The sequence below is a fragment of the Edaphobacter sp. HDX4 genome (genome assembly GCF_036877565.1).
GTDB lineage: Bacteria > Acidobacteriota > Terriglobia > Terriglobales > Acidobacteriaceae > Edaphobacter.
Window position 1 is genome coordinate 107,019 of sequence record NZ_JAEDXW010000004.1, and the last position, 26,940, is coordinate 133,958.

Here is a 26,940-nt window from a genome sequence, read left to right on the forward strand (position 1 = left end):
TTCCCATCAACGGGATTGCCAATTCTCGAGATCTCCGCGGCTTCAAGCCTTCGCGAACGGCTGTTCGAGCGATGGGCTCTGTGGAGTAAACATGTCGCCGCCGCTCGGAGTCACAACCCAATCATCCTCAAGTCGAATCCCGAACTCGCCGACGATGTAGATCCCCGGTTCGTCTGAAAACGTCATCCCCGACTCGAGTGGAAGATCATTGCCTCGCACCAGGTATGGCCACTCATGGCCATCCATTCCGATTCCATGGCCAAGTCGATGCGTGAAGTGTTTGTAATCCGGACCAAAGCCCGCATCTGTAATGACCTTCCGAGCAGCATCATCTACAGCGTGGCACGGCACTCCCGCCTTGCCCGCGGCCAGGGCAGCCGCCTGCGCCTTATGAACGATGTCGAAGACCTTCTTCTGTTTGTCCGTCGCCTTGCCCAGAACAAAGGAGCGCGAGATGTCAGACTCATAGCCCTCTACAGTGCAGCCGTCATCCAGCAGAATGATCTGCCCTTCGCGAATCACCTGCGGCTGCAAGGAACCATGCGGGAGAGCCGAATACTCTGCAACCTGACAAGATGCATAGCCAGGGAAGCCCGTACGCTCATAAGCTACGCCGATCAGATCAGAGACGTGACGGTTCGTCATTCCGGGTTCAAGCGACTTCCACGCTGCCTCATAGACCTTCAGCGTGTTGTCGTTCGCCAGTCGCATCAGCGCCAGCTCTGCCGGGGACTTCACCGCACGGCATCCCGCCGTCACCGGAGTTCCACTCACAGCGGTCAACGTTGGGCTCGCATGACCAATTCCATCCGCGAATGCAAACTGCGTGCGCTCCTCCACCCCTATCCGCCCCGCAGTGATGCCCGCTTCCTTAAGCGCCTTGGCAAGCAGCGTATAGGGACTCTCATCCTCGTTCCACGTATAGACCTTCGTAACGGACGCTTGAGGCAGTGTCGCGGGCTTTGCCTCCATCCGCTCGCGCACACGACCCTCTTCGAAGACCGGACAGACGACAAATGGATTCCTCTTCGCCGGAAGTACCCACGCAAAGAACCGTTCTGATTGGCCCCATCGCAGTCCTGTGAAATAGGTCAGCGACGTACCCGTGCAGATCACCAGGGCATCCAGCTTTGAGTTGCTCAACAATTCGCGAGCTCTCTCAACCCTGTGCTCCCGCTCCTCCAGGGTAATCGGCACCGCCTCGGCGCGGCGATTCGAAAGCGCCGCAATCGCCGGCGGCAGCTGCTTGATCTCGGTTGAGGGTCCTGACGGCCGCTGGGCCTGGACTGGCAACGACGGTGCTGCAACTGCTGCGGAGGCGGCAAAGAGAAAAGTTCGTCTGGATGGCATGAGCGGATTGTAATCAATAATGTTCCGCTTGCATCCCTCAATTACAGATTCCAGCGCTCTCCGCTCTGTGTGCAGTCTCGGAGTTCTCAGTGTGAAACCGGAACGCCATCCAGGCTGCTCAATCTTCCTACTGGATACAGCCCAACTCGGTTGGCCGCGTACCAGGGTGATCGCTCATAGAAGAACTCCAGACGCGCATACGGACTGGCGGCGAAGACCGGGTCACTCGATACCTTCCGCTCGAACTCCGCCGTCAGCTTCGGATCTTTCGCCATCATCTCCCGCGCCAGATCCTCCAGCACGTACGCCTCACCGTACTCCTTCTGCTCGAATATGGAATCGAAGAATCCCCATTGCAGCGCAGAGTCCGGTGCCGCCGGCTCGAGCCACTCTATAACCACTCGCGACAGGCGTTGATTCAGGCGCACTAGGGCAGACCCTGCAGGAAAGCTCATCGGCTCGCGAACGAGAACGCAGTTTCCGAATTTGCCCGGATCGTGCTGAGCTTCGCCATTGAATGTCGGGTGCCTTCCCTCAAACGGCGGCTCTTGCCACTCCATCCCCGCGCACCGATATGTCTCTACCACTCCCGCCCACGGTGCAGTTGTGCGTGTCATCTCTATCTGGTGTGCAGCCAGCGAATCGATCACTCCCGTCCACTGCGCGGGAATCAGATAGGCAGCGGGAGGCCTTGTCTCAGCCACTATCTTGTACCCCGTCTGTGCTGGCAACGAGACGTTCCATGGCTCGTGGGTATAGCGCACCCACATCACTCCTGAAACTCCGCTGAGCTCTCGCGTATATCGGTAACCGCGAAACAGGAACGGAGTCGTCTCCCCTCCCCAGGCCAGTGTCAGAGGATATTTAACGTTGCTCAGCGGATGCGACCCCATCGCTTCAGCCTCTGTGTCGGCAGTTGCGTTCAATGCAATCAGCTTGTCAGCGTCACGATTCACCAGCTCCATCAACCCAGCAAGAATCTCGTAATTCCCCGTCACACGCGTCTGATAATCCTTCAGCATATGCAACTCCACCAGCATTCCGGGGCGACCTTCCAGGATCATGTATCCCGTCGAAAATCTTGGCGGATTGTCGTTGAAACCCAGACCCTGTGCAGGATCGCTGTCGTTCGCCAGCGTGATATAGGTCGGCGACGCAAGGTGCCCGTGTGCATCGACATACTTCTCCAGCATCGGAGTCGCCACTTCGCCTACCCATCTCGCCGTTCCCGCCGGCACATTCGGCCCATCGTCCATCGTGAACGTCACGTCATATTGATAATCCGCACCATCGGTGACATGGTCGTCCACGAAGAAGTCCGGCAGCCAGCGATGGAACATTGCCATAAACGCCCGTGTCTCCGGTGCGTCCGCCTTCAGGTAGTCCCGGTTCAGATTCAGATTGGTCCCGTTCCCGCGCCATCCCATCTCCGCCGGCCCATCCTGGTTGATGCGGTTGTACCGGCTCCTTCGCTCGTGCCCATCCGCGTTGTACATGGGAATAAAAACAAGAACCGCTCGCTCCAGCAGAGCCGCCTTCGATTTTGTAATCACCATGTCCCTCAGCAGCGACAGGCAGGCATCCTTGCCATCCATCTCTCCTGCATGGATCGAGTTCTGTACCAGCACGATGGGCCGCTTCGCAACATGCAGCTCCGCCGGATCGAACATGCCGTCGTGCGACACGATCACGATGTCCAGCTCACGCCCCTCGCCGGATCTTCCGAACGGCTCAATCTTCACTTCATTGGGAGCGGCAGCTTGTACCCGTCGCAGGTACGCCATCGTCTCCGCGTAGTCGGGAGTCGTCGCATAGCAGTTCTTCTCTGCAGGCGTTGCCCATTCATCCTGCACGGCGCACGATCTCGCCGCAGGAGCATCCATCAGTCTCGGCTGAGCCACGGTCTGTCCATAGCCCACTGTCGTCAGCACCGTCAGGGCAAAACCACACAGCCCTCGTCGCATTCCCTCACCTCAATCCATCCAGACCATCGCCGGGCTGGGTCCGGAGCGGCGTCTGCCTGGCAGGAGAATCCCTCGTTCAGCAGACTGCTATGAAACACGCTAGCACCCGGCTTGCTGTCACCACTGCAATTCTCTATCTTTGCTTGCATGGATCAGAATCGCTGGAACGCCGTTGACAGTTTCCTCACGGACACGCTCATCCCTCCCGGTCAGAGAATCGACCACGCGCTTGAGGCAAACGCATGCGCCGGCCTCCCCGCCATCGATGTAGCTCCTAACCAGGGCAAGCTGCTTCATCTCCTCGCGCGAATCCAGGGAGCTCGTCGAATTCTGGAGATCGGAACCCTCGGAGGATATTCCACCATCTGGCTCGCACGAGCACTGCCGCCGGATGGCCAGCTCATCACGCTCGAACTCAATCCGACACACGCCGCCGTCGCCAGCTCCAATATTCAGCGTGCAGGCCTCTCATCGATCGTTGACATTCGGGTCGGGCCCGCGCTCGACTCTCTCGCCACTTTGTCCGCCCAGCAGGCTAGGCCCTTCGATCTCATCTTCCTCGACGCCGACAAGCCTAACAATCCGCCCTACCTGGAGTGGGCCATAAAGCTCTCTCGTCCTGGAACTCTCATCATCGCCGACAACGTAGTCCGCGACGGTGGCATCGTCGATCCAGAGAGCACCGATCCTGCGATCCTGGGAACGCGCACCTTTCTGGAGCGACTCGGGCAGCATCCGCAGCTCGACGCCACCGCCATCCAGACCGTCGGTCTAAAAGGCTACGACGGCTTTGCACTCGCCGTCGTAAAGGCATGATCTAGGTCAGATCGTCCGTGTTGAAGGTGGGCCGCTTTCTTCCGAGCGCAGAGATGTCGCGTGAATCTCCGACAAGCCCTTTAACCACCTCGTCAATATCATCCTCGGCTTCGGCGGTCGCAACCATCTGCACCGGAGCATCTGCCAGCTTTACGCTCTCCAGCAGAACCGTCGCATGAGCCACGGCTACGTGGTCCTGATTTAGTCCCTCGGGAGTCTTCGCCTTGATCCCGACCTCCCCCGGCTGTATTCCCAGCAACTCAGCCACGCGCTCGCGAAGTTCCCCTGCGATAGGAACAATCTTGGGCCGTGCCATCACCAGCACCGTATCTACGTTGACGATCTTGTAGCCCGCTGTAGCAACTTCTTCAAGCGCCGTCTGCAAAAAGATGTGCGACGCCGCACCCTTCCATCGCGGATCGCTCGGCGGAAAGAAAGTCCCAATGTCCCCCGCGGAGACCGCGCCCAGCAATGCATCCGTGATCGCGTGGAGCAGCACGTCTCCGTCAGAATGGCCAGCAAGCCCCTCCGGATGCTCGATGGGCAGTCCCCCGATCACCAGCGGCACACCGGGTTTGAACGCATGCGAGTCGAATCCGTACCCAATCCTCATGCTCATCGTGTACCTGCCTGCTTCAGGTAAAACTCCGCCAGTTCGATATCCCCCGGCTGCGTAATCTTGAAGTTCTTCGCCGACCCCGCTACCACTGCAACCTCCACCCCAGCCCTTTCCAGCAGGCTGGCCTCATCGGTTCCCGCAAAGCCATCCGCCTGTGCCTCTGCGAAGGCCTTCCGCAGCAGTGCCACCCGCGCGCCTTGAGGAGTCTGGGCCAGCACAACTCGTTCGCGTGGAATGGTCGCCGTGATGATCGCGCCTTCAGCCGTGCGCTCCACCTGCTTGATCGTGTCCACCGCAGGCAGCCCTACAATCGCGGCGCCATGTCGATCCACCGCCTCAATCGTCCGTTCAATCGTTGCCGCGTCAATTAACGGTCTGACCGCATCGTGTACCAGCACAATGTCATCATCGTTCGACTTCAGCGCCGCCAGCGCGTTCCCCACCGACTCCTGCCGCGAATCGCCGCCCTCGACGACATGCACCCGTTCGCCCAGACCGTGCTCCCGGATCTGCGCCGTCACTCGCTCGCGCTCCGGAGCCCTCACTGCGACACACACCGCGTCCACTCGTGGAACATCAAGAAAAGCTTTCACCGACCGCACCAGTACCGGTACCCCGCCAACGCTCAGAAACTGCTTCGGCGCCGCCGTATGAGACCCGACAGCCATTCGGGTGCCAATGCCCGCCGCCGGAAGAATGACAAAAACTCGCATAAACGCGAAGTATACAAGATCATGGTGCGCTTTCTGTCTCATGCCGATCGCTTGGTATTTAGCGAGTAATAATGGCTCTGTGTCTCAACCCACCTCTCCCTCCGGCCAATACCTGGAAAGGCAAGCCATCCGCCAGCGCAAGGTAGAAAACCTCGAGCGCATCCATATCCGCCTCGGCTATCTGCGCCTCCTTCTCGCAATCGCGGAGATCGCCGCCATCTGGATCTACCTCGACGCTCACACTCTGTCGGCCGGATGGCTCTTCCTTCCTCTCGGCGCCTTCATCGCGGTCGCCGTCTATCACGCAAATCTCCTCAAAAGGCAAGCGACCGCCCTGCGCGCCGTCGACTATTACCGCCTGGGGGTCGATCGAATCGAAGACCGCTGGCAGGGGCAGGGTTCACGTGGAGATCGCTTCGACATCGCGGAACACCTCTATGCAGCCGACCTCGACATCTTTGGCTCCGGAAGTCTCTTCCAACTGATCTCCGCCGCCCGCACCCGTATGGGCGAAGACACCCTAGTCTCATGGCTGCTTGCCCCCGCTGCAGTCGACGAGATCAGGCAACGCCACCAGTCCATCACCGACCTTCGCAGCCGCATCGATCTCCGCGAGGACATGGCGATCTGCAGCGGAGATCTCCAGGCAGCGGTCCACCCCGAGGCCCTCACCCAATGGGCTCAGTCCCCGCTTCAGCTCACCAGCTCCCCCGTTCGCTGGCTCGCACTCTTCCTCACACTTCTGATGGTCGCTTCCGCCATCTTCTGGGGCGCAACCGGCCAGCGCTCCCCCTTCTTCTTCGTCCTCCTGCTGGAAGGAATTGTCGTGTTTACCCACAGCGCCAGGGTCAACAGCGTTCTGCATCAGGTCGAGCATGCCTTTGCTGATCTCAAGCTGCTCTCATGCCTGTTCTCACGGATCGAGCAGGAACCCATGGAGACGCCCGTCCTCCAGTCCCTCAAAGCGCAGTTTTCCATCCATCAGGTCAACGCTTCGGAGGCAATCGCCCGTCTCGACACCATCGTCCAGTACGTCCAGTCGCTCGAGAATCCCCTGATGCGCCTGCTCGATATTCCCTTTCTGTACTCTGTCCAGCTCGCCTTTGCCGCAGACTCCTGGCGATGTCAGTTCGGTTCCGCAGTCCCCACATGGCTCTCTGCCCTTGGCGAGATGGAAGCTCTCCTCTCCCTGGCCACCTACAGCTTCGAGCACCCCGCCGACCCGTTCCCCGACCTCATCCCCGGCGAGCCGTCTTTTCGCGCTGTTGCGCTCGGTCACCCGCTCATCCCCGCCGCGCGCTGCGTGCGGAACGACGTCACGATCGACAGCGATCGCAGAATCATCCTCATCAGCGGCTCCAACATGTCGGGCAAAAGCACGCTCATGCGCGCCATTGGGATCAACACCGTCCTCGCCATGGCTGGTGCCCCCGTCCGCGCCCAGTCCCTCCAGCTCTCTCCTTTGCGAGTCGGCGCCAGCATCCTCGTCAACGACTCGCTTCAAAAGGGCAGCTCGCGCTTCTATGCCGAGATCACACGCCTCCGACACGTCCTGGATTTGGCGACGCGCCAACCTCCGCTTCTCTTTCTCTTCGATGAGCTCTTGCAGGGCACAAACTCGCGCGATCGTCTCATCGGTGCGGAAGGCATCGTAAATACCCTTCTCGAAACCAACGCTATCGGACTGATCAGTACCCATGACCTCGCCCTCACGCAGCTAAACAGTGAACTCATCCACAACTTTCACTTTCAGGACGAGATCGAGGACGGCAGGATGAACTTCGACTTCATCCTCCGCGAAGGTCCAGTCACACGCAGCAACGGGGTAGCCCTCATGCGTCTGATCGGCCTGAAAGTCTGATCGCGTCAGCAATCCCTAAAATCGACAGTCATTCAGGAAGCAGCTGGAACCCACCAGATTCATCCAGCGATCTTCGGCAGCCTTCGTTCCCGTCGCGATGTCCGTCTACGATGGTTTAATGTCCACGCTTCCTTTTAGCCGGGAACACATCCGTCCCGGCGATCGCCTCTGCGTCGCCATCTCTGGAGGAGCCGACTCTGTAGCACTCCTGCTCGCCATCCACGAGGCAAACACGGCCCAGCGCGACGCCCTCGGCATCGGCCTCTCCGCCATCCACGTCCACCACGGCATTCGCGAGGCCGCCGAATCCGACGCCGACCTCACCTTCGTTCAGGATCTCTGCATCCAGCTCGACATCCCTCTTCACATTCACCGCGCCGACGTTCCCGCCCGCGCCGCAGAAAACCGCGAGACCCTCGAAGAAGCCGCCCGCGAGGTCCGCTACGCCTTCTTCCGCACCCTCATCGCGTCTGGCCATGCCGACTCCGTCCTCACCGCCCACACCCTTGACGACCAGGCCGAGACGGTCATGATGAAGCTGCTCCGGGGCGCATGGACGGAGGGACTGTCTGCCATCCATCCCGTCGTATCCGTGGAGATCCCCACCACACACTCGCAAGGCTCTCCGCGCTCCGGCCGCATCCTCCGTCCCCTGCTCTCCACGCGTCGAAGCGAGATCGAAGCCTTTCTCCAGGCGCGCAATCAGCCCTGGCGAACCGACCTCACTAACGCCGACATCGCCTACACCCGCAATCGAGTTCGTCACGAGCTTTTACCCCAGCTCCGCACGTTTAACCCATCCATCGATCAGACTCTGGCAAATCTCGCTGAACTCGCCCGCGAGGAGGAGGCTCGCTGGCAAACGGAACTCTCCCGACTGCTCCCTCAGCTTCTCTTGCCAGGAAAACCCGTCCGGGGTGGGGGCCGGGCTGTCGCCACTGTTCCCGGTGAGGCCACCGTCGCGATCGAGCTGGATCGGCTCCGTCCCCTCGACCCTGCGCTTCGTCGTCGCGTCCTGCGTTCCGCCGCCCGTCAGCTCGGATTCCGGCTCAGCTTCGACGACACCACCCGCCTTCTCGCTCTGGCAGGCCTGGCCACACTCCCAACCGTAGCTGCCAGATCGGGTGCCGCAGTCCACCTTGCTCGAGGTCTGCGGGCGCAACGCTCCGCGCGAGAGCTCCGTCTGTTCCGCGAATCCGGGGCCGGCAGCCCCGCGGAGGACACTCTCTAGGTGCGGGGACCGCCCTGATCTTGAGCCTATCTGCTTCTGAATCAACAGCACCTGACCATGGAACTCCGCCTCACTGTCAGGCCATCCGGGCATGGATATCTGAGCTTCCGAAACCACCTAAGTCGGCTCTCCGCATATCTTTAGATATGCGCTGAAAAACCTTCGATTTCCCCCTGAATCTTTGTCCCTCAGAGTAGAATCTTAACCATCTGACGGGGTAGGACCGTTACCGCGGTGCCGATCGATTCGAACCGGCTGCCCGTGGAACCTTCCTTTATCGCTATCGTCTAAAAGATGTAGACACTCGCTAGGGCTCTCCCCAGGGGTGTTGGGTCTGACAAGCCGTCCACGCATCACGGCATGCAGACAAGGAAATGAGGAATACGCTTTGAACTCGACCGTCAAACAAATACTGATCTGGGTCTTCATGATCACCTGCCTCGTTTTTCTGTGGCAGTTTGTCGTCAAGGGCACAGGCGCCGGCCAGGAAAAGAACATCAGCCTGACGCAGCTTCTTAACGATGCTGACCAGGGCAAAGTCGCTGAGGTCATGGTCAACGGCTCCGAGGTAACGGGCAAGTGGAAGGACGACAAGACCCAGTTCCACACCACCATCCCGGCCAACTACCCGGACATGTACAAGACGCTCCGTGACCACGGCGTCAACATCTCCATCAAGGACCAGAACTCGAACGCGTGGCTTGGTTTCCTCATCCAGCTCGCGCCCTTCGCTCTGCTCCTCGGCCTCTGGTTCTTCCTTCTGCGCCAGATGCAGTCCGGCGGAAATAAAGCGATGAGCTTCGGCAAATCGCGAGCCCGCCTGCTCTCCATGCAGCAGAAGAAGATCACCTTCAAGGACGTCGCTGGCGTAGACGAGGCCAAGGAAGAACTCAAGGAGATCATCGAGTTCCTCCGCGAAGCCCAGAAGTTCCAGCGTCTCGGCGGTCGCATCCCCAAGGGTGTGCTTCTCGTCGGACCTCCAGGAACCGGTAAGACGCTCCTGGCCCGCGCTGTAGCCGGGGAAGCCAATGTTCCCTTCTTCTCCATCTCTGGTTCGGACTTCGTCGAGATGTTCGTCGGCGTCGGTGCAAGCCGCGTTCGTGACCTCTTCGAACAGGGCAAGAAGAACGCTCCCTGCATCATCTTCATCGACGAAATCGACGCTGTCGGCCGTCATCGTGGCGCTGGCCTCGGCGGTGGACACGATGAGCGTGAGCAGACCCTCAACCAGCTTCTGGTCGAGATGGACGGCTTTGAGGCTAACGATGGAGTCATCCTGGTAGCTGCCACCAACCGGCCCGACGTTCTTGATCCCGCCCTTCTCCGCCCCGGCCGTTTCGATCGCCGCGTCGTCGTCGATCGCCCGGACATCCGCGGCCGCGAAGAGGTCCTCAAGGTCCACGCCAAGAAGGTTCCCATGGCCGAAGACGTCGACCTCAACGTTCTTGCTCGTGGGACCCCGGGCTTCTCCGGAGCCGACCTTGCCAACATGGTCAACGAAGCCGCTCTGACCGCGGCCCGCTACAACCGCAAGTCGGTCCACATGTACGACTTCGAAGTAGCCAAGGACAAGGTCATGATGGGTGCCGAGCGTAAGTCGATGCTCCTCACCGACGAAGAGAAGAAGGTCACCGCCTATCATGAGGCCGGTCACACACTCGTCTCCGCGCTCCGTGAGCACTCCGACCCGCTCCATAAGGTAACGATCATCCCCCGCGGCATGGCTCTCGGCGTTACGGTCTACCTCCCCGAGGAAGATCAGCACACCGTAACCAAGGAGTACCTCGAGACGCGCCTCGCCACCCTCATGGGCGGACGTTGCGCCGAAGAGATCTTCCTCGGCAAGATGACGACCGGTGCCGGCAATGACATCGAGCGCATCACCGACCTCGCCCGCAAGATGGTCTGCGAGTTCGGCATGTCGAAGATGGGACCGATGACCTTCGGCAAGAAGGAAGAGCAGATCTTCCTCGGACGCGAGATCGCACAACACCGCGACTTCTCCGACGAGACTGCCCGCCAGATCGACGCCGAGGTTCGCAGCTTCGTCGATTCCGCCTACCAGTCGGCCTACAGCCTGCTGAACACCAACCAGGACATCATGCATCGGCTCGCCAGCGCCCTTCTGGAGCGCGAGACCCTGGACGCTGTTGAGATCAAGCTGATCATCGAGGGCAAGCAGCTCCCACCGATGAAGTCCGCACTTGCCGGCGTGGATTCCGGCCCGGGAGGAGAGGCCCAGAAGGTCCTCAAGCCCGAGGCAGGCCGCAAGCCCGGCTTCAACGAAGGTCAGCCTTCACCCGCATAACTTCAAACCCAGCATCAAAAAGAGGAGGCAGCCACATGGGCTGCCTCCTCTTTTTGTCTGAATTTGCAGTAACCAGCAAAACCTTATTTGCCGTTATTACAGTTTCCGGCCCGTGCTCTTCACAGCGGGTTTTACCTTCCCCGAGGATTTCTTGCCGATCGCCTCTTCTCCGGGAGAAGTGGTTGCCTTCTGGGCTTCGTCCTGCTTGCCGCGCTCCTCGCCCTGAATCTTCCCATTGATGTCCTGCACTGAGAGTCCGCCTCCAGGAGCATCCATCTTTGGATCCACGACATGCAGCCCGTGAAGAGTGGTCCAGGGGCCCCGCATATCCGTATCTCCTTCGCTTCCGTCGCCGGTCGAGCCGTTGAAGTACTCGTCGACGATTCCGGGAGTGGGCTTGAGCATACCGATCGAGAACATCGGCTTCTCCATGCTCTCAAGCGCCGCCTGGAACGCCTTCATGTGCGTAATCTCGCGGGTCATCAGAAACTGCAGGGCGTCGATGCTGCCTGGATCGTCAGTGTGATCGATCAGGCGTTCGTAGACGATCTTGGCCCTTGCCTCGGCAGCGATATTGCTGCGAAGGTCCACGTCCAGTTCGCCCGTGATCTTCAGGTAGGTCGAGGTCCAGGGATTTCCCTGTGAGTCGAAGAGGTTCACTCCCCCACCGCCGGCGATGGTCACCAGAGGATCAGCCTCCGCCGCTTCCCGATTCGTTTTGAGGGGTTTCAGGTGCATCCGGATCAGGGCTCCGACTACCTCCAGGTGACTCAACTCTTCCGTTCCGATATCAAGAAGCAGATCTCTGCGCCCCAGATCGTCGAGACAGTTCCAGCCCTGGATGGTGTACTGCATGGCTGCTGCGAGTTCGCCGTTTGCCCCACCGAACTGCTCCAGCAGCATATTGCCAAACTTTACATCGGGCTCCCCGATGTTGACTGTGTACATCAACTTCTTTACATGGTGATACATAGGCGTTCCTCATATTGGTCTGCGTGCGGCGTACCTCTCGTTCGATGCGGATTCTGCTGCGCTCGTTCGTCGTTTTACCGGCTTTACAAAAATGCGACAATAAGCCAATAGCATGAAGCGCCTTCTCGCCCTCTCTTTTCTGCTTCCCCTATCCCTGACAGGCTGCGGCTATCACACTGCGGGTTCTGCCACTCACATTCCCGCCAATGTCCGCACCCTTGCTGTACCTATCTTTTCCACGCGTACGCAGGCGTATCACACCGAGATGGCGTTCACGCAGGCTCTGATACGCGAGTTGAACACGCAAACCCGTTATCGTGTTCTCAATTCGGATACCACCGATGCTGACGCCATCCTTCGCGGCACCATTCTTAGTCAGACCATTACGCCTTTGACCTACGATGCGAACTCCAGCCAATCGTCAAGCTATCTGGTCGCCGTCACCGCGAGCGTCACTCTCACGGCGCACGACGGAACCGTGCTCTATCGCAACGATGCCGTCACCTTCCGTGAGCAGTACCAGTCCACGCAGGATGTAAACACGTTTATTCAGGAAGGATCGCCGGCCATCTCGCGCATGTCGCGGGACTTTGCCCAGACAGTGGTCAGTGACATGCTGAACTCTTTCTAGATGCTGGCAGAGTCTCTCGAAGTTGGCAGAGCCTCACGCGTCGGAGCCTCGTCGGAACGGTGGCTCCAGTACTGGTTAAGCTCTGCAGCCGCCAGCACCGCCCATGGCAACGACCACTCCAGCCAGATGCGCGATTCGCCCCAGACGCCGAACCATAGAGTGACTGGCGTGCTCAGAAGCGTGCAATAGAGCAACAACCGCTCATTGGGGCTAAGCCGCCTTCGTTCCAGCCAGATAAACACAATCAGATATCCGCCCGCGCACAGCATCTGGGGCCAATGCGTGGGAACAGCAATCTCATGCAGATTCATCCGTAGACGGTTTCCGATGTCATTGCCATTGTGAGCGAATCGGTGCTGAATCCACAGGTGCCATCCCTCCCAATACACTCCCATTCCGAGTGCAAGCGCGACAGTGCGCCACAGGGGCTGCTTCCATCGGAGATATGCCATGGGCACAGTGACGGCCAGCAGAAAGATGGAAGTCTCGCGTACGGGAACATCGATGGCAAAGAGAAGAAGCATCGCCGCCCACCAACCCTCGTACGCGCAGAGCACCGCGAGGCCAAACAGAGCCGTATGTGGGATGTCGTAGGGAGTCCATGCGGTATGTTCGCTGTGGACCGCGAGAGTAACTGTCAGGATCTCAAGCAGGATCACGGCGGAGAGCCACCACGGCCCCTGCATCTTCCGCCTGCCATACCAGACCGTAAAGCCGAGAAGACCGAACATCGCTAGCAGAGAGGAGAGCAGCGAAGCGAACTTCTCCACCGTCACGGGCTCCTTGTATCGCGCCCCCGCGACCATCATCGCGTTATAGCGATGGGCGGTTTGCACCATGAAGGAGTTTTCCTCAGCCCAACGCAGCACCGGCACCATACCGATGCGCCCCTGATAGGGCATTTTCGCCGTTCCGGCCGCATAGGTCGACCAGTCCATGCCATTGCTCTCGTTGTTGAAGAAGTGGCTTCTTACGCACTGCACGGCGAACAAAGATAAAAAGGCAAGGAGGAGAATATCCCGCCGTTTCCATGACCGCTGGTTCGGCACTGTTCCCGGTTCCTCTGTCGACGCCATCGTTTTTATCCTACCTGCACAGAATTCTAGTTCGATGTTTTTTCTCCATTACCCTTTGAACACGGGGGCCGTGACATTCATTTGGCGAAACCCTCCGCAGCGGTCATAGTAGAGATGAGGCCTTTCGCTGGAAGGCCGGTAACTCTATGCCTCCATCCCTTCGCAGTTTTGCCTCGACCGACCGATTTCTTGCCGAGATCGCGGCTCCGTCGTCAATTCGTCCCGGTTATGTCCTCATTGGGGACGAGATCTTCCTCTACGACCGCTGCCGTCGGGCAGTGCTCTCCACCCTCATCGCCGCCGACGCACGCGACTTTTCGCTGCACGATCTCGACCTCTCCGAGACCAGCATCTTCGAGGCTCTGGATCGCGCCCAGACACCGTCGCTGATGGCTCCCTTTCAGGTCTTTTTTCTGCGCAATACCAAGGTGCTTTACGGACGCGGTTCAAAGAAAGAAGAGTTCGCGGCGATCGACGCCTACTTCCGCTCGCCCAACCCGCAGGCGCTTCTGATCTTTGTCGCCGACCACATCCGTATCCCCACCGACCTGCGGCGCATGGACTACCAGGACAAGGAACGATACGAGCGCCTCCGTGAGACTCTCGGCGACTGGTGTGGCATCGTCGAACTTGCCCGTGTCGATGAGAACGACGCCGTTCGCTGGATTACCGATACGGCAGACTCTCGCGGCGTGCGCTTCGATCCCGATGCCGCGCGCGAACTCGCGGACTCGCTGGGCGCAGACATGATGCTGATCGCCAGCGAATTCGAAAAGCTGCTGCTCTACGCCGGTGCCCGCGGAACCGAAGAGGTCGCAAAGAATCGCGTAACCCTTGGCGACGTCGAAACGATGGTGCTCGCGGCCAAGCAGCGTTCGCTCTACGAGCTGACCGACGCAATCTCGCTTCGCGACCGTCCACGCGCTCTCGCCCTGCTGCACGGTTTGCTCAATGCCTCGGACGGCGGAGAAGACGCCGCGATCGGTCATCTCTATATGCTGGCTCGTACCTTCCGCCAGATGCTGGTCATCGTCGAGAAGAACGTCCGCGACTCACGCGCCATCTGGCAGGCGCTGTGGCAGGGCTTCCGGATGCCGCCGTTTGCCGCGGAAGACCTGATCCGCCAGGCACGGCGATACAAGTCCCGCCGCGACCTCACCCGGGCCCTTCGCCTGATCGCGCGCGCGGACCTTGAACTGCGCAGCTCTCCGGTCAGCAAGGTGCTAGTTCTCGAGCGACTCGTCCTCGACCTGTGCGCCGAACCGAAGGCAGCGTTTTATGACTCCTCCCTTCAGTTCGCGATGGAGCTGTAGCTCGTTATATAGAGCGCGCATAATCACTGACGAGAAGACGGCTTTCCATTACGAATTCATAATCTCTCAGCTACGCGTGAGAGACGATATGCGCAGAAGAGACGGCTCTCACATCGTCGTATGTGAGAGCCGAGGGAAACCAGGTTCTGCTCGCAGTATCTGTCACCGCAGATCTGTGTAGCCGGGATTAGCGATCGATCATCTTCGCGTGCGTTGCGGGGTAACGTTCGCCTTCGACCTTAATCGCGGAGGAGGCTTCTTCGAGCGCATGTACGTCTTCTGGTGTGAGTTCGATGGCGACGGCGCCAAGATTCTCTTCAAGTCGTGAGAGCTTGGTTGTGCCCGGGATGGGAACGATCCACTGCTTCTTGGCAAGCAGCCAAGCGAGAGCGATCTGTGCAGGCGTGGCTTTCTTCCGCGCCGCGAAGCTGGTAATCACGTCGACGAGTGCCTGGTTCGCTCTGCGATTTTCTTCAGTGAAGCGTGGCACGATGGCGCGGAAGTCGGTGCTGTCGAATTTGGTGGAGGCGTCGATCTTGCCGGTAAGGAAGCCTTTGCCCAAAGGACTAAAGGGAACAAAACCGATGCCAAGTTCTTCGAGCGTCGGCATGACGGAGTCTTCCGGCTCGCGCCAGAAGAGAGAGTACTCGCTTTGCAGTGCCGTGACGGGTTGCACGGCATTGGCGCGGCGGATGGTGTTTGCGCCGGCTTCGGAGAGACCGAAGTGCTTTACCTTGCCGGCCTGGATGAGGTCTTTAACAGCTCCCGCAGTGTCTTCAATAGGTGTGTTTTTGTCCACGCGATGCTGGTAGAGGAGGTCGATGGTGTCGGTCCGCAGACGCTTGAGCGAACCTTCGACGACCTGCCTGATGTGATCGGGGCGGCTATTGGTAGAGGTCCACTTGCCGTCATTTTGGGGGTCGGGCTCAAAGCCGAACTTGGTGGCGATGACGACGTCTTTGCGGAACGGCCCGAGTGCTTCGCCAACCACTTCTTCATTGGTGAAGGGGCCATAGACTTCGGCGGTGTCGAAGAAGGTGACACCTCGCTCAACCGCGGCTCGGATAAGTTTGATGGCTTCTGACTTTTCTGTAGCGGGGCCCAGGCCGAAGCTCAAGCCCATGCAGCCGAGGCCGAGTGCTGAAACTTCGAGGCCGCTTTTTCCTAATGTGCGCTTTTGCATGATTTCTCCTGTGTCGAATCGTGCATGGATCGAACATTCTCAGTCTAGGCCGATCCACAAGACAGTATGCAGAGCAGACCAGCTTCCGTCTACGCCTGGTGCTGGGTAAATGCTGAGGACGGCTTTGGCTCGGAGTCTGTTTCCTTCTGTTCGAGGTCCATCCGTTCGATGAGACCGTTCGCAGTTGTATAGAAATGCCAGACCTCGCTGTCTGAAAGCACTTCGCCACCAAGGCTCTTTACGAGTTGATGGACTCTGACATCAATCTTGTTTGCGCCGCGGTCGATCACCTCAATCGGTTCGACGTGCGGATCGAACTCTTTCCATTGGCGGCTCCAGTAGGCACGAATCTCTTCTTTCCCGACGACACGCCCGCCTTCCGATGCCTTAGGCCAACTCACGTTCTCACTCATCAGCGCCAATGCAGCGTCGATGTTCCGCTGGTTGAAGGCAGAATAGGCATCAACTATAAGGGTCTGCGCGTCTGTCATCCAGTCCTCCGTGCGGCTGCAGCCACACGAGTCATGATAGATCCTCAGAACGGCGCTCCTCCTACGTAACCGAAGCTCCGAGATCGCCAATCTCTTCTCAAGAGAGGCGAGGCACGAAACAGAGCGCCCCCAGGATTAGGCCTCTCGTTACCACGAGCAGCTTTAAGGATGGTTGAGCCAGAGGCGTGCGGCGTGGACACTAGCATTGGTTTTCGGAAGATATTGCCTTCTTCCCGAAATAGCTGACCAGGTAAAAAGATACTCCGAGGGATATGACATCTTTGAAAAGAAACAAGCCCAAGAAGCTCATGTATCTCATTCCATGAATCCCCGGTACGGAGATAATTGCGCCCGGAGTAGTCACGATCATGGTGCTCGTCGTAAAGAAGATGACAATTCCGACGAGCCCTCCTGCGATGCCGGCCTTAGGTCTGAAGTATCCCGCGATGATCAAGACGGCATAAAGCCACTCGGTGAGGCCGATAAGGTCCGATCCGATGTAAGGACCGAATACTTTAAAGTGCCACCAGATCAGCGGACTATTAGAGACCAAAGGAATGATGCCTTCGGCCCCCGGTCTCGTCATTTTGAAGGATCCGGCCCAAAGCAGCATTACGATCATGCCGATACTGGAAACGAGGAATGCAATATCGTGTCCATTTACCCAAATAGCTAAGTGAACCAAACCTCTATCCGTTTTCATTCGCAACTTGTTTAACCAATTCATCGTCTTGTCCCTTTCGCATCCAGAGTGCTTTTGCACTGATCCAACGAAACATCTTCGACGATGAGACAATACTATGGGCCATGTAGAGTGCCATCTATATACCTTATAGTCTCATTATGGATAGCCTGGCTCCGTTTTTCGAACGGTTCTCCCTCTCGGCCCGAATGTTTTACTCGGGACAGCAATGTGGCATTTCCCCGAACCTCGACGAACCGACTGGTTATCTCCATGTACTTCGAAGAGGAACTTTGACGGTCATTCGCCCCAACGTTCGTCCCCTGGTGATTGACACGCCGAGCATCGTGTTCTTTCCCCGTCCTCACCGGCATCGTGTGCACGGCCCCGAGGCAGATGGCGCTGACCTGGTCTGCGCGACTGTGCAATTCGGCACCGGGATGCTGAACCCTCTAACCGCCTCACTCCCAGAGCCATTCGTTGTCGCTCTGGACGCCCTTCCTGAGCTTGCTCCGGCCCTCGAGCTCCTGTTCGCCGAAGCCAGCTCTCAGTCCGCCGGGAGGCAGACCGCGCTCGATCATCTCTTCGAATACGTTCTCGTGCTTCTCATACGGTCCGCCCTGAAGGAACGTCTGCTCGAGAGTGGGGTCTTGTCGGGGCTTGCCGATGAACGGCTGGGCAGAGCAATTGAGGCCATGCATAAACACCCTGAGGCTCCCTGGTCACTGGAAGAACTGGCCCAACGAGCGGGAATGTCTCGTGCGCGCTTCGCCGCCCGCTTTCGCCAGGTCGTCTGCACGACGCCCTTCGATTACCTGACGGACTGGCGCCTCGGCGTGGCCCAGACGATGTTACGCAAGGGCAGCTCTTTGAAGCTGATCGCAGCCGCCGTGGGATATGCCAATGCCACAGCCCTCACACGAGTCTTCACCAAACGTCTCCGGATTTCTCCGTCTGACTGGCTCGCCTCTCAACGAAAATTAGCCGATGTCCCCTGAGGCGAAGACGCGGAATTCCGGTCCGTTCTCCTCCAAACCGAATCACTCATTCAGGAGACGTCTTTGTGATAGGAGCAAGAGGCGCGCTTCTCTGACCTAACCGAAGCTCCGGCGATCGCCAACCTCTTCTCAAGGGAGAGCGGTCATGAAACAAGTACGTTCAGAATCTGGGCTGCTATAGCAACGAACCCTTTCCTCGATCCTCATGAGAGATCGTACTTCCACACGACGACCCTCTCCTGCTCTGAGCCGAAGCGATCGGCGGCAGCTTCCTCTGGAGTGAAGGCGAACGTGCGCTCCCACTGTCTCCTCATGGCAGGCGCGTACTTCTCTACCAGGCGCTCAAACGATGGATTCGCATAGATGAGGTAAACCTCCCGAGGATCTTTCTTCAGCAGCCGGGACAGGTGCTTCAGACATCTCTTCAGCACAGGAGCCAGAAAAGGATTGTAGAGGTAGATCACCATCGGACCGTCCGGGTACATGAACTCCGTCGCATCGCCATGGATCGGCTGGATGTCGTGGCAGCTCTGCCAGGGAGCAGAGAATCTCGCGATATTCGCTACCGCAGCCGTATGGAGCTGCGGGATAAACTCCACCCCGATGATCTTGCGAAACGGAAAGCGTGAGGCCACCATCAGAGCGCGTCCCTTGCCCGAGCCGAGATCGATGAAGGTGAACCGTTCCCACTCGAGCTGAAGCGTCCCGATGACGTCGGTCAGCAGCGAAGGAGAGATACCGTAGTAGGCCGTACTCCAGAGATCGTTACGATGTCCCGAAGAAAGATCTTCACCCCAGATCAGACCGCTCGTATCGGTGCCATACTCCTCATCGAAGGGATGAAGAGGCCTGCCCGCTGAGCCTTTCGGCGTGTCTGCATCGGGCGATGCCTTGACCAGATGGAGCCGCTGACCTGCCTTTTGAGCCGCCAGGACACAGAATCCCCACGGCCCGCGATTGACGAACACCTGCAGAACTCTTCTGACGGCTGAGCGAGCCATCTGCAGATTCTAACGTCCAGATCGCCCGAAGCCGGACAGGAAATCTTCCTTCTTCCGAGTACTCCAAAAATCCGAGAAGAGACGAGGCGCTTGCAAATTGTCGTTCGGGGCCGGAACATCTCAGAGTGGTCTCCTGACATTCCATCGTTGGGATTAAGTTCTCGTACCTTCTCAACCTCGTCGAACCGAAGTTTTGCAAAATCTGATCGGAGCCATGAGAAAAAACCTCCTTTGCACCTGCCTTCTTGTCCTCCTGTCCGCAACCATGCCCTTCTTCGCTGAATCCCCCCCCTCGGGGATCTCAAAGGAGTTCATCTACACAGAGGCTCCCTTCCCCTCCGCGCACGCCTCTACGCTGGTGCAGCTGGTGAATGGTGACATTCTGGCGGCATGGTTCGGCGGGGCCAAAGAGGGCGCCACCGATGTAGCCATCTGGGGTGCAAGACGTACCTCTGCCGGCTGGTCGGCACCGTTTCTGCTGGTACGTGAACCCAACGTGCCCTGCTGGAACCCAGTGCTCTTCGAGACTCATGATGGGAGGCTGTGGCTCTACTACAAGTACGGACGCAATGTGCGAGAGTGGACGGGAGCGCGGCTCGTCAGCAAGGACCAGGGCAAGACGTGGTCTCAGCCGGAACATCTACCGGCCGGCCTGCTGGGACCGATCAAAGACAAGCCGCTGGTGCTCGAGAACGGCACCATCGTCAGCGGAACCTCCGTGGAGAGCTACTCGGCTTGGGCCGTGTGGGTCGATCGCAGCACGGATAACGGCGCAACCTGGCACAGGTCTGGTCCCATCACCGTTCCCACTCGCCTCATGCCCTCACCGGCACTCTTCCAACCGCCGCTGAAGCCCGGCTCGGAACAGGTAACTGGCATCATCCAGCCCAGCGTCGTGCAGCTGGGTAAGAAGCATCTGCGTCTCTACGCCCGTTCGACCCGTGACATCGGACGCATCTGCGCGGCTGACTCTTACGATGATGGCGTGACCTGGACCGACGCTCACCCGATGGACTTGCCAAATCCCAACTCGGGAATCGACGCAGTAGGGCTAAAGGATGGACGCGTGGTCCTGATCTACAACAACACCACCACCGGACGCACGCCGCTGAACCTGGCGGTCAGCAAAGACGGCGAGCACTTCACTATGTTCTCAACCCTCGAAGACCAGCCCGGAGAGTACTCGTACCCCGCCATCATCCAGGGACGTGACTCGAACCTTTACGCCACCTACACCTGGAACCGGAAGCGAATCGCCTTCGCGAAGATTCCCTTATCCAGCGTTCATTAAGGTTGAACCCGTGTACCCGATAAGAGTCAGTCACGAGAGAACGGACGCTGAACGCAATGGTTTGAGGCCTCAGAGATTCTCTGGTCGGCATCCAATACTAAGCGGCTGGACAGAACCGTTCTGAGGTCGAGGTATCTGTCGCGTCGGGGTTGCGCATCTCTCGCTCAAGAGGTGTCCCTTCTGCTGAAGAATCGATCGGGCTATCGCGCATCGATACCGACTCTGACTCGATCTCCAAGGGTGGGAAGCAACCCTCGACCTTAAGAGTGGCATAATTGGTTCGACCAATCAGGAGACACATGCGTCACCTTATCCTTCTCTCGCTGGCCGCCGCCCTTCCTCTCGTTGCCCAGGACACTCGCACGGTGACTGAGCCGGTCATGCCGCCGAGCTGTAGTGTTCTGACGGCGAGACTGATTCCCTTATCCAGCGGAATAGCAGAGAAGGATGAAGAGAGGCTGGACACAGTCCGCATTCAACATGCGCTGGACACCTGCCGCGATGGCCGCGCTGTCGTCCTTCGTTCGCGAGGACGGGCCCGCGCATTTTTGAGCGGCCCGCTCGAACTGCGGGAAGGTGTAACGCTGCTGATCGATCGCGGCGTCACCCTCTATGCCTCGCGCGATCCGAAGTTGTACGAGACCACGCCCGGATCCTGCGGTGTCGTCAACGATCAGCGCAATGGCTGCCGCCCGCTCATCTCTGTAGATCACGTCACCGGGGCCGCAGTGATGGGAGAGGGCGCGATCGACGGCCGGGGAGGAGCAAAGCTGCTTCACCAGGATGTCACGTGGTGGCAGCTTGCCGAGCAGGCTCGCGCCGGAGGCCGACAGCAGGTGCCGCGCCTCATCGTCGCCGACTACGCCAATGACTTCACGATCTACCGCATCACGATGCGGAACTCGCCCAACTTTCATGTCGTCTACAACCATGGTGACGGCTTCACCATCTGGGGACTCGTGATCGATACGCCTCGCCGCGGCGCACGCAACACCGATGGTGTCGATCCTGGAGGATCGCGCAACGTCACCATCACGCAGAGTTACATCCGTACGGGCGACGACAATGTTGCCATCAAAGGAGGCGAAGCTGTCTCGAACATCACCATCTCGCATAATCATTTTTATTGGGGCCATGGAATGTCCATCGGGAGCGAGACGAACGGTGGAGTGAACCATATCCGCGTCACCGATCTCTCGCTGGATAGTCCTGACTCAGGAATCCGCATCAAGTCGATGGGTACGCGCGGAGGTCTGGTGGAGGACGTGGTCTACGACGATGTGTGCATCCGCAAATCGCCCAGGCCCATCGATATCTCTGCGTCCTACACCGCCAACGGTCCGGTCAAGGGCGATTCGCCACCGACGTTCCGGGATATCACCCTCCGCAATGTGCGTATCTCCGGCGGAGGCAAGATTCTGTTTGAGGGCTATGACGCCACGCACCGCGCCTCGGTGGCGCTCGACAATGTACAGATCACCGATGAGGACGCCTATACATACTCTTTGAAACATGCGGATCTCTTCTTCGGACCGGGTCCTGTCAATCTGAAGCCCCCGCCAGGGCTCGATTCCAAGGTCCACGGCGATTCGCAGACCTCCATTGCGTCCTCCTGCAACAGCAGGTTCGTTCCTTTTCCTGCAACCCCCTCGACCCCTCTTGCACCATAAGATGTAGCCCAACGGCTCCATCTTCGGACGAGGTCACATGCAAGCAAGTCCTGAATCTTCTTTATGGAAGCAAATCGCTCTCTTCCTTTTGACCCTTGGTGTCCTGATCGTCTGCGCTCTTCTGCTACGTCCGTTCCTCGTAGCGATCGTGGGCGCCATCGCCATCGCGATCGTGACAGAGAAGCCGTATCTCTGGATCGCTCAGAGAATCCAACGCCCCAATTTAGCTGCGGCCCTTGCGCTGACCCTTGTGATCCTCAGTATCGTGGTTCCCATCTCTTTCCTGGCGCAGGATGTGGGCAATCAGATCGCCGGGCTCATATCTACCTTGCGCAGCGACACCACGCAGCAAAATATCTCCGATTACTTCAGCCGGCATCCTGCCGTGGCCGCGCGAATCCAGACTGTTACAGATAGCATCGACATCGAGAACACGGCGCGAACGACAGCGGCCTTCCTGGGAAAGAAATTCGCCGTCCTGATCGGAAACTCCATCGGAGCGATTACGCAGATCGTAGCGATGCTCTTCGTCCTCTTCTTCCTCTATCGTGACCGTGACACCGCAGCGAGGTTTGCTCGTTCGCTCCTGCCGTTGAACGATCGCGAAGCGGGAATCTTTCTGGCGCGGCTCCGTGGTACCGTCTACGCGACGTCTTTGGGCCGACTCGCCATCGCCGCCCTGCAGGCAGTCCTCGCCGGTTGCGCCTACTGGGTTCTCGGAGTCCCCAATGCACTCCTCTGGGCCATCCTCACCGGCGTCATGGCCATGGTTCCTGCCTTCGGAGCCTTCCTGGTCTGGGTCCCCATAGCTCTCTTCCTGGGCTTCTCCGGACACTGGCTGAAAGCCCTCATGCTCACCATCTGGGGTGGAGGGATCGTCAGTCTCGTGGACAACTTCCTCTATCCCATCATGGTTGGCCCGCAACTGCGCCAACACTCCGTCGCGGTTCTTTTATCGATCCTCGGCGGAATCACTTTATTCGGGATCACAGGCATCATCCTGGGGCCGATTACCTTCACCGCCGCCGCCACCCTGCTCGACATATGGAGAGGTCGCAGCGGAGCGGAGGTTATCGTTCCGCCCGCGGCCTAGTCAGTTGGACGACGTCTTCGAGGGTTCTGCTGCCGACGTTGCCGTCTGCGCCGGCTGACCAACGATGTCCGGACCCAGTTCCACCTGTACGCGAACCAGGCTGTCGGCCACCATGCGCCCGAACAGTGCCTGCCCCTTCGCATTCAGGTGGGTCCGATCCATCTTGTTCTTACCGTTCTCAGCGTGCTGATCTTCGTTCCCCTTCGCATCGAACTGATCGGCCTGCTCCTGCGTCATTCCCACCAGCAGTTTGGTCGACATTGCATTCAGATCCACCACGGCGACATTCTCTTCCGCCGCAACCCGCCGGGCCGCAGCGGAGTATGCATTGAGATCCTCAATCAGATGGCCGTCTTCGTAATTTCGCCGCGAGAGCGACGTCACAACCGCAGGGACAGCTCCGATCGCGCGCGCATCACGAATGTACTTGCGAATATTGGCAGCGTAGGTGGTCTCCGGATCAGTCTCGCGCTTGGGCCCCTTGCCTTTCATGTCATTGTGGCCAAACTGAATAAGGTAGTAATCGCCCTTGTCCGCCAGCGCCTTGGCCCATGCACCCTCGTCGATAAAACTCTTGGAGCTACGTCCATTCAGCGCGTCGTTGATACATGTAACGTTACGAGTCACAATCTCGCAGAAGCCCTTGCCCCAGCCGCCTTCCGCATTCACCGTGGAGTCGCCTACGAGCACAATCCTCACCGGACCGCCCTCGAAGACCTTCATCGCCTTCACGCCCTCCGCCGGAAGCTGCGCTGCCTGCCGCCTTACATCGTGCGCCAGCGCGGGCACCGCCTTGCCGAGATCGACCGCGACGATGCGTCCAAACACATAAGACCCGGCCCAGTTCAGGTGCGTCTTGTCCGGAATCGTCTTCCCGTCAGAGTCCTTCTTCGTGATGCCAAGCTTGGTTCCTTCCGCCTCGCCCACACGATCAAGATAGGCGATGCTGTCAGCCTGCAGGTCGATCAGCGGCACCTTCATCTCGGTGGCGACACGCTTCATGGTCGCGGCGTGTGCCAGCAGGTCGGAGTGTATCTTGCCGTCTGCACCGAAGTAGCGCCTCGTGAGAGGTGTGACCAGCACCGGCTTTACCCCTGCCGCACGAGCCTCCTGCACATAGCGTCGAAGATTGGCCTCGTACTGCTCCATCGGGACCTGCCGCGGAAGATGCTCCTTGCTCTCCATATCGTTGTGGCCAAACTGGATCAGCATGTAGTCCGGCCTGGTCTCCAGGGCTCTGTCCCACAACCCCTGCTCGCGGTAGGTTTTGGTGCTCGCGCCCCCTTTGGCCATGTTCAGACAATCCACCGCCGCAGTCAGGTTGGCGCAGAATCCTCTTCCATAACCGGCATGGTCCGTCTGGGTCGAATCGCCGATCAGGTCAATGCGTACGCTCGTTCCGGGCTTCCGCATTGCAGCCGTGGCGGCATCAAATGCGCGAGGGGGATCTCCCTGCGCAATCGCTGATACACAAATTAAACTCAATGCCACAACAGATAACGAGTGGTGGAACCGGAGACCCATGAGATCCTTCCTTCTCTTCAATGGCAAACAGCATATCGCAGCTGAAGCAAAATTGGCCTGACCACTTCCCGCGTCCTATACACGGGGCAACGTAAGACCTTCTGCGGAGCGAACGACGGAGTTGACAGCGCCCGGAAGCGGGCGAATCCTTATCAGGAGATTCTTGATCACCCTATGAAGACCGAAAAGACCCTTATTACTGCTGTCCTTCCTTCCGCGCCGCCCACTTCGAACAAGCACCTGATTCGCTGGGTCGAAAAGATGGCAGACCTCACCCAGCCGGACGCAATTCACTGGGTCGACGGGTCACAGGCCGAATACGATCTTCTGTGCCGCCAGCTCGTAGATGCAGGCACCTTCATTCAGTTGAATCAGTCGCTTTGGCCCGGCTGTTTCTACGCCCGCTCGGCTCCAAATGACGTCGCCCGGGTCGAGGACCGCACCTTCATCTGCTCCCTGTCCAGGGACAACGCCGGTCCCACGAATAACTGGGAAGACCCGTTCGTGATGCGCCGCAAGCTCAAGCAGCTCTTCCGCGGCTGCATGCGGGGGCGGACGATGTACGTTCTTCCCTTCTCCATGGGACCCATCGGCTCGCCGATGTCGCAGATCGGCGTGCAGTTGACTGACTCCGCTTACGCGGTCGTCAACATGCGCATCATGGCCCGAGTCGGCGCCCCGGTCTTCGCCGAGATCGACAAAGACACCAAGCGCGTCGTTCCCTGCATGCACTCGGTCGGAGTTCCGCTCGAGCCCGGCCAACAGGACGTGCCATGGCCCTGCAATGACGACAAGTACATCGTCCATTTCCCGGAGACCCGCGAGATCTGGAGCTACGGCTCTGGCTACGGCGGCAATGCCCTGCTGGGAAAGAAGTGTTTCGCGCTCCGCATCGCCTCCAATATTGCGCGTGACGAAGGCTGGATGGCCGAGCACATGCTCATCCTGGGCGTCGAGTCGCCCACCCACGAGAAGACCTATGTCGCGGCGGCTTTTCCTTCCGCCTGCGGAAAGACCAACTTCGCCATGATGATTCCCCCCGCCGGCTTTGAGGGCTGGAAGGTGTGGACCGTGGGCGACGACATCGCCTGGATCAAGCCCGATTCCACCGGAAGACTCCGCGCCATTAATCCGGAGTCGGGGTTCTTTGGCGTGGCCCCCGGAACCTCCGCGAAGACCAATCCCAATGCCATGGCCACCCTGGCGAAGAACACAATCTTTACCAACGTGGCGCTTACCCCCGAGGGCGGCGTTTGGTGGGAGGGCATGACCGACACTCCACCAGCAGAGTGTCTGGACTGGCGTGGAGAGCGGTGGACCCCTGAGATCGGCAAACAGACCGGAAAGCCTGCGGCGCACCCGAATGGCCGCTTTACGGCCCCGGCGAGCCAGTGCCCCACCATCGATCCCGACTGGGAAGCCCCGCAGGGAGTTCCCATCTCGGCCATCATCTTCGGGGGCCGCCGCTCGACCACCATGCCGCTCGTCTATCAGGCCTTCAACTGGTCCGGCGGAGTCTATGCAGGAGCCACCATGGGCTCAGAGACCACAGCGGCCGCAGGAGGCGCACTGGGCAAAGTGCGGCGCGATCCCATGGCCATGCTTCCATTCTGCGGATATCACATGGGCGATTACTTCCGGCACTGGATCAAGATGCAGCGCACGCTCTCGTCCACGCCCCGCATCTTCCACGTCAACTGGTTCCGTAAGGACGAGAACGGAAGATTCCTCTGGCCCGGATACTCGGAAAACATGCGCGTGCTGAAGTGGGTCGTCGATCGCGTGCGCGGACGAGCTCAGGGCAAAGAGACGCCGATCGGGTGGACCCCTCACTACGAAGACATTCGGTGGGAGGGGCTGCAGATGTCCGAAGAGAGACGCCGAGCCGTCTTCGACGAGCTGCAGACGGTCGACCGGGCTGCCTGGCGCCGCGAGGTGATGGACCATGAGGAGCTCTTTCTCGCGCTCCATGATCACCTTCCACCCGAGATGATCTATGAGCGTGAGCTTCTCATCTGCCGCCTCTGAATGTAGAGGTGATCAGATCAGGCACAGCCGGAAACCTTCTCGCGGCCGAAAAACTATGCCCCCTCCATATCTAGTTGAGGATGTCTACCTTAGCTCAGCCTCTGAAAGGGTTTCGCTGCAGACAC

Annotated in this window: 22 protein-coding genes; 11 read left to right on the top strand and 11 right to left on the bottom strand. The window is 59.0% G+C overall.

Annotated elements, in window-relative coordinates; all coding sequences use genetic code 11:
* Positions 1-42: 42 nt before the first annotated feature.
* On the bottom strand, positions 43-1,350 hold the full coding sequence (locus tag JAO29_RS06030) for a M24 family metallopeptidase (protein WP_334267289.1): 1,308 nt from the start codon (positions 1,348-1,350) through the stop codon (positions 43-45).
* A gap of 86 nt (positions 1,351-1,436) precedes the next feature.
* Positions 1,437-3,314: a M14 family metallopeptidase gene (locus JAO29_RS06035; RefSeq protein ID WP_334267290.1), complete on the bottom strand. Its 1,878-nt coding sequence runs from the start codon at positions 3,312-3,314 to the stop codon at positions 1,437-1,439.
* A 147-nt stretch (positions 3,315-3,461) separates the two neighbouring features.
* Between JAO29_RS06035 and JAO29_RS06040 the strand changes: the two genes are divergently transcribed.
* On the top strand, positions 3,462-4,130 hold the full coding sequence (locus tag JAO29_RS06040) for an O-methyltransferase (RefSeq protein ID WP_334267291.1): 669 nt from the start codon (positions 3,462-3,464) through the stop codon (positions 4,128-4,130).
* Position 4,131: 1 nt separating this feature from the next.
* On the opposite strand, the gene ispF is transcribed toward JAO29_RS06040, so the two are convergent.
* A complete protein-coding gene (gene ispF / locus JAO29_RS06045) occupies positions 4,132-4,749 on the bottom strand; it encodes a 2-C-methyl-D-erythritol 2,4-cyclodiphosphate synthase (RefSeq protein ID WP_334267292.1) in 618 nt (205 codons plus the stop codon).
* Positions 4,746-5,462, bottom strand: coding sequence for a 2-C-methyl-D-erythritol 4-phosphate cytidylyltransferase (ispD, locus tag JAO29_RS06050; RefSeq protein ID WP_334267405.1), 717 nt, complete (start codon positions 5,460-5,462; stop codon positions 4,746-4,748). The genes ispF and ispD overlap by 4 nt, the downstream gene beginning before the upstream one ends.
* Positions 5,463-5,541: 79 nt before the next feature.
* Between ispD and JAO29_RS06055 the strand changes: the two genes are divergently transcribed.
* From JAO29_RS06055 to ftsH, 3 genes are all read left to right on the top strand, one after another.
* Positions 5,542-7,323 (top strand): MutS-related protein, encoded by a 1,782-nt coding sequence (locus tag JAO29_RS06055; RefSeq protein ID WP_334267293.1) that lies wholly within the window; start codon positions 5,542-5,544, stop codon positions 7,321-7,323.
* 118 nt (positions 7,324-7,441) lie between these two features.
* Entirely contained in the window at positions 7,442-8,554 is a 1,113-nt protein-coding gene (tilS, locus tag JAO29_RS06060; RefSeq protein WP_334267294.1) for a tRNA lysidine(34) synthetase TilS, read from the top strand.
* 388 nt (positions 8,555-8,942) lie between these two features.
* Positions 8,943-10,862, top strand: a complete 1,920-nt coding sequence (gene ftsH / locus JAO29_RS06065; protein WP_334267295.1) for an ATP-dependent zinc metalloprotease FtsH — start codon at positions 8,943-8,945, stop codon at positions 10,860-10,862.
* A 96-nt stretch (positions 10,863-10,958) separates the two neighbouring features.
* Here ftsH and JAO29_RS06070 read toward each other — a convergent pair whose 3' ends face one another.
* Positions 10,959-11,834: a manganese catalase family protein gene (locus JAO29_RS06070; RefSeq protein ID WP_334267296.1), complete on the bottom strand. Its 876-nt coding sequence runs from the start codon at positions 11,832-11,834 to the stop codon at positions 10,959-10,961.
* A gap of 112 nt (positions 11,835-11,946) precedes the next feature.
* Here JAO29_RS06070 and lptE point away from each other — a divergent pair, with 112 nt between their 5' ends.
* On the top strand, positions 11,947-12,465 hold the full coding sequence (gene lptE, locus JAO29_RS06075) for an LptE family protein (RefSeq protein WP_334267297.1): 519 nt from the start codon (positions 11,947-11,949) through the stop codon (positions 12,463-12,465).
* Here the strand turns inward: lptE and JAO29_RS06080 are convergent.
* Positions 12,462-13,541 carry a hypothetical protein gene (locus JAO29_RS06080; RefSeq protein WP_334267298.1) on the bottom strand — a complete coding sequence of 360 codons (1,080 nt, stop codon included), beginning with the start codon at positions 13,539-13,541 and terminating at the stop codon, positions 12,462-12,464. The two genes, lptE and JAO29_RS06080, sit on opposite strands and share 4 nt — an antisense overlap.
* Before the next feature lie 146 nt (positions 13,542-13,687).
* Between JAO29_RS06080 and holA the strand changes: the two genes are divergently transcribed.
* A complete protein-coding gene (gene holA / locus JAO29_RS06085; protein WP_334267299.1) occupies positions 13,688-14,854 on the top strand; it encodes a DNA polymerase III subunit delta in 1,167 nt (388 codons plus the stop codon).
* 187 nt (positions 14,855-15,041) lie between these two features.
* Here holA and JAO29_RS06090 read toward each other — a convergent pair whose 3' ends face one another.
* From JAO29_RS06090 to JAO29_RS06100, 3 genes are all read right to left on the bottom strand, one after another.
* On the bottom strand, positions 15,042-16,037 hold the full coding sequence (locus tag JAO29_RS06090) for an aldo/keto reductase (protein ID WP_334267300.1): 996 nt from the start codon (positions 16,035-16,037) through the stop codon (positions 15,042-15,044).
* A gap of 89 nt (positions 16,038-16,126) precedes the next feature.
* On the bottom strand, positions 16,127-16,528 hold the full coding sequence (locus JAO29_RS06095) for a nuclear transport factor 2 family protein (protein WP_334267301.1): 402 nt from the start codon (positions 16,526-16,528) through the stop codon (positions 16,127-16,129).
* A gap of 199 nt (positions 16,529-16,727) precedes the next feature.
* Entirely contained in the window at positions 16,728-17,255 is a 528-nt protein-coding gene (locus tag JAO29_RS06100; protein WP_334267302.1) for a DUF417 family protein, read from the bottom strand.
* Between the two features lie 116 nt (positions 17,256-17,371).
* On the opposite strand from JAO29_RS06100, the gene JAO29_RS06105 reads away from it, so the two are divergent.
* Positions 17,372-18,208 (top strand): AraC family transcriptional regulator, encoded by an 837-nt coding sequence (locus JAO29_RS06105; protein ID WP_334267303.1) that lies wholly within the window; start codon positions 17,372-17,374, stop codon positions 18,206-18,208.
* Between the two features lie 203 nt (positions 18,209-18,411).
* Here JAO29_RS06105 and JAO29_RS06110 read toward each other — a convergent pair whose 3' ends face one another.
* Positions 18,412-19,209 carry a class I SAM-dependent methyltransferase gene (locus JAO29_RS06110; protein WP_334267304.1) on the bottom strand — a complete coding sequence of 266 codons (798 nt, stop codon included), beginning with the start codon at positions 19,207-19,209 and terminating at the stop codon, positions 18,412-18,414.
* A 214-nt stretch (positions 19,210-19,423) separates the two neighbouring features.
* On the opposite strand from JAO29_RS06110, the gene JAO29_RS06115 reads away from it, so the two are divergent.
* The 3 genes from JAO29_RS06115 to JAO29_RS06125 all read left to right on the top strand — a co-directional run bounded on the left by JAO29_RS06115 (position 19,424) and on the right by JAO29_RS06125 (position 23,263).
* Positions 19,424-20,500: a sialidase family protein gene (locus tag JAO29_RS06115; RefSeq protein ID WP_334267305.1), complete on the top strand. Its 1,077-nt coding sequence runs from the start codon at positions 19,424-19,426 to the stop codon at positions 20,498-20,500.
* A 299-nt stretch (positions 20,501-20,799) separates the two neighbouring features.
* On the top strand, positions 20,800-22,170 hold the full coding sequence (locus JAO29_RS06120; protein WP_334267306.1) for a glycoside hydrolase family 28 protein: 1,371 nt from the start codon (positions 20,800-20,802) through the stop codon (positions 22,168-22,170).
* A 37-nt stretch (positions 22,171-22,207) separates the two neighbouring features.
* Positions 22,208-23,263 (top strand): AI-2E family transporter, encoded by a 1,056-nt coding sequence (locus JAO29_RS06125; protein WP_334267307.1) that lies wholly within the window; start codon positions 22,208-22,210, stop codon positions 23,261-23,263.
* Here JAO29_RS06125 and JAO29_RS06130 read toward each other — a convergent pair whose 3' ends face one another.
* Positions 23,264-24,787 (bottom strand): rhamnogalacturonan acetylesterase, encoded by a 1,524-nt coding sequence (locus tag JAO29_RS06130; protein WP_334267308.1) that lies wholly within the window; start codon positions 24,785-24,787, stop codon positions 23,264-23,266.
* A gap of 174 nt (positions 24,788-24,961) precedes the next feature.
* On the opposite strand from JAO29_RS06130, the gene JAO29_RS06135 reads away from it, so the two are divergent.
* Complete coding sequence (locus JAO29_RS06135) at positions 24,962-26,815, top strand: phosphoenolpyruvate carboxykinase (GTP) (protein WP_334267309.1); 1,854 nt, start codon at positions 24,962-24,964, stop codon at positions 26,813-26,815.
* Positions 26,816-26,940: the final 125 nt, after the last annotated feature.